Genomic DNA, 3,471 nt, shown 5'->3' on the forward strand with positions numbered 1-3,471 from the left:
CCGCCGGGTCGCGGAAAGTGAGCGTGCGCGCCGATGTCCTGCGCGCGCCGAAGACCGGCCACGTCTATTGGCTGATTCTCAAGATCGACCAAGTTTCCGGCACCCATCCGGAGTTCTATCCACGCAGAATGTTGCCCCTCGAACCGGATGGGATCTCTTTCCCGATGACCATCCCGGACGACGCCGATATCACCCGGCCCCGCACCGGATCGGTGGTGCAGGTGCCGGAGGCGACCTCCGATCGCTATGCGACCGGCCGCCCCGATCCGCGGGACGGCGACGCCGATTTCCTGCTCAGCGCACCGTGCTGCGCGGTGACCGGAGAAATCGATCTTCCATTCCGCGAATGACGCGGATCAGGCCGTCAGGCCGCGGGTGGTGCGGGTCAGCAGGGTGAAGCCGGTCGCGGTCAGGAACGACTGGTACGGGTGGTCGTCGGCGTCGGCGTAGTCGAGCAGGCGGGTCACGCCACCCAGGTCCAGCCATGCCGCCGCCTGGCCGAGCAGCCACGTGCCGATGCCGCCGCGGCGGTGCGCCGGGTCGACCCACAGGTTGCCGATGTCGGCCCAGGCGCCCACGCGGGAGGTGCGCGGCCCGGCGTCGAGGTTGGTGTCCACCTCGATGTAGCCGACGTCCGCGCCGTCGCGCACCGCCGTCAGGCGAGTCCCGTTGACGCCCAGGGTGCGGCGGATCGTCAGCGCAGCGGCGGGGCGGCGCAGCCCGTCGACCGCGGCCAGGTACACCAGCTCGGTGCGGCCCTCGCCGGTGAAGCCCAGCCGCCGGTACAGCTCGCGGATGTGCGGCCACTGCTCCGGCACGCCGTAGACGCCCGGCGCCGGCAGCGCGCCGTCCGCGTGCCGGCGCGTCACGCCCCACCTGGTGAGCTGCGCGTGGCAGGCGACCGCGAGCGCGTCGCCGGCCTCCGCGGCGTCCGGCCAGTACGGCGCGTCCGGCCAGCACACCAGCCACCGGATCTCGCCGGCGTTGCGGTACTGCGCGCCCGTACCCTCGTCATCGCCGTAACGCAGCAGATGGGCCGCGGCCGTGACGCGGCCGCGCTGCTCGGCCACCAGCGTGACCCGCTCGCGCACCCACCGGTCCACGATGAAGTCGCCGGGCTCGCGCTCGAGCTGGCTCAGCAGGGCCTGCACGGACACCGAGACGCCGGGCACGACGGCGGCGATGTGGGCATTGACCAGGGACGTGACCTGCTCGCGGTCACCGCGGGCGAACGGCCGGATCCGGATCGGCATGGGCGGACGTTCCAGAGGAGATGGACGACCCGCCACCGGTGCGGTACAATGCCGAGGCTACCGCAGGTGCGCGATAGTGCCGCACCGAGTTGCCCGGCACCTCTTTCGCCTGGTACATCGCGACGTCCGCACGGCGGAGAAGGTCGTCGCGGCCGATGGCGATGCCGACGCTGCCGCCCACCGGCGCCGGGATGGCATCCAGCATCCGCCGCACCACCGCGTCCGCCGTCTCGGCCGTGGCGTCGGCCATCACCACCACGAACTCGTCGCCGCCCAGCCGCGCCAGCAAGTCACCCTCGCGCACACAGCCGGTCAGCCGCTGCGCCACCTCGACCAGCAGGCGGTCGCCGGTCTCGTGGCCGAGCGTGTCGTTGACCTGCTTGAAGCCGTCGAGGTCGAGCAGCGCCACGGCGACCGGCTGCTCGCTCGGGCCGTCGAGCAGCTCGGCGAGGCGGCGCTGGAAGAGCTCGCGGTTGGCCAGGCCGGTGAGCGGGTCGTGGGTGGCGCTGTAGTCCAGCCGGCGCACCAGACGCCCGTTCTCGATCAGCGCCATCACCTGGCGCACCGCCACCAGGGCCGTGACCAGCACCGCCCCCAGCACGACCACCATGTCGTCGTCGTTGCCGATCGCGTCCACCAGCAGCAGGGCCTGGACGACGGCGACCGCCGCGTACGGCAGGACGCTGAACGGGCGCCGGGCCGCGACCGGCCGGTGCGCCCCGCGACCGGCCCGCTGCTGGCGCCGTGCGCCCAGCACCCCGACGAAGAAGCAGGAGGGAACACCCACCATCGTGGCGAACAGGTGCGGGTGGGCGACGTCCAGGTAGGGCTGGGTGGCCGGTGCCAGCGACCCGACCAGGACCGCTACCGCGAGCAGCCGCAGCGCCGGGCCGTCGGCGAACCGCTGCTGGGACATGATCACCTTGACCAGGGCGAACATGGCGACCATCGCGGTGGCGGTGAGCACCACCGAGCCGACCATGCCGTCCTCGCCGGCGACTCCACGGCCCATGAAGTGCCAGATGAAGACGCCGGCGGCCACCATGACGGTGGAGGCGTCGAGGGCCAGCCGCAGGAGCTCACCGGGCCGGCGGTGGCCGACGGGCAGGCGCAGCAGGGCATAGACGATGAAGGTCTGGGCGACGGCCGCGCCGACGACGAGCACGGGCGTGCTGTGGGCTCCGCCGACGCCCGGGTGGCGCCAGACGTCGTAACCCTGCCCGGCGAGCCCGATGGCCGCGGCGGCGGCGGCGATGGTCAGCCGCCGCCAGAAGTGCCGGGTGGGCGCGGCGAGGCCCGGATCGCGGGCAGTCCGCACCAGGGCGGCGACCAGCACGATGCCGGAGGCGACCAGCGGAAGCCAGAGCAGCACCGAGGGCCCGGCGGGCTCGATCAGGTTGACCCCGAACCAGACCCCGGCGAGCAGCACGATCAGCCCGGCGAGACGGGCGTGGGTGAACCCCATGGCAGGCCCTATCGGCACCGTGGGGACCGACCTAAGCCGGAAGGCGGACGGTCACTGTCGTGCCGACCTTCTCGGTCGAGTCGACGGCGATCGTGCCGCCGTGGTTCTCCACGATCGTCCGGACGATCGCCAGGCCCAGGCCGGTGCCCGGGATCGCCAGGTGGATGGCGTTGCTGGCGCGGAAGAACCGGGCGAACAGCGCCTGCTGCTCGGCCTCGGGGATGCCCAGCCCGGTGTCCGCGACGGTGATCACGATCTCGTCCTGCTCGCGCACGGCCCGCACCGTGACGGTGCCGTCGGCCGGGGTGAACTTGACCGCATTGCTCAGCAGGTTCATCAGCACCCGGTCGAGCTGCTCGGGGTCGGCGTGCAGGCACAGCGGCCCGTACACCTCGGTGTGCAGCCCGACCGACGCCTTGGCCGCGACCGGTTCGATGGCGGCGAGGGCGTTGTCGACCAGCGCGGCCAGCTCCACCTCCCGCTTGCTGATCCGGAAGTCGCCGGCCTCGATCTTGGAGAGGATCAGCATGTCCTCGATCAGCTCGCGCAGCCGCCGGGTGTTGCGGGCGATCACCTCGAGCATCCGCCGCTGCGGCGGGTCCAGGTCGCCTGCCTCCTCGTCGAGCATCAGCTCGAGGTAGCCGGAGATGCTGGTCAGCGGCGTACGCAGCTCGTGCGAGACGGTCGACATGAAGTCGGTCTTCGCGGTGTCCAGGTCCTGCAGGCGGGATACCAGGTGCCGCTCGCGCTCGT

Annotated in this window: 4 protein-coding genes; 1 reads left to right on the top strand and 3 read right to left on the bottom strand. The window is 72.3% G+C overall.

From position 1 onward, the window contains the following. A partial coding sequence (locus AB0M20_RS32965; protein WP_364304247.1) for a hypothetical protein occupies positions 1–350 on the top strand: 350 nt, incomplete at its 5' end. A gap of 6 nt (positions 351–356) precedes the next feature. Here AB0M20_RS32965 and AB0M20_RS32970 read toward each other — a convergent pair. The 3 genes from AB0M20_RS32970 to AB0M20_RS32980 all read right to left on the bottom strand — a co-directional run. Then, the gene (locus tag AB0M20_RS32970; protein ID WP_364304248.1) at positions 357–1,253 is read right to left on the bottom strand and encodes a GNAT family N-acetyltransferase; all 897 of its coding nucleotides are present in this window, start codon (positions 1,251–1,253) and stop codon (positions 357–359) included. Continuing rightward, positions 1,219–2,718 (bottom strand): GGDEF domain-containing protein, encoded by a 1,500-nt coding sequence (locus AB0M20_RS32975; RefSeq protein WP_364304249.1) that lies wholly within the window; start codon positions 2,716–2,718, stop codon positions 1,219–1,221. The genes AB0M20_RS32970 and AB0M20_RS32975 overlap by 35 nt, the downstream gene beginning before the upstream one ends. 31 nt (positions 2,719–2,749) lie before the next feature. Then, on the bottom strand, positions 2,750–3,471 hold a 722-nt coding region (locus tag AB0M20_RS32980; RefSeq protein ID WP_364304250.1), incomplete at its 5' end, for an ATP-binding protein.

It is taken from the genome of Actinoplanes sp. NPDC051633 (assembly GCF_040681735.1).
Taxonomy (GTDB): Bacteria; Actinomycetota; Actinomycetes; order Mycobacteriales; family Micromonosporaceae; genus Actinoplanes.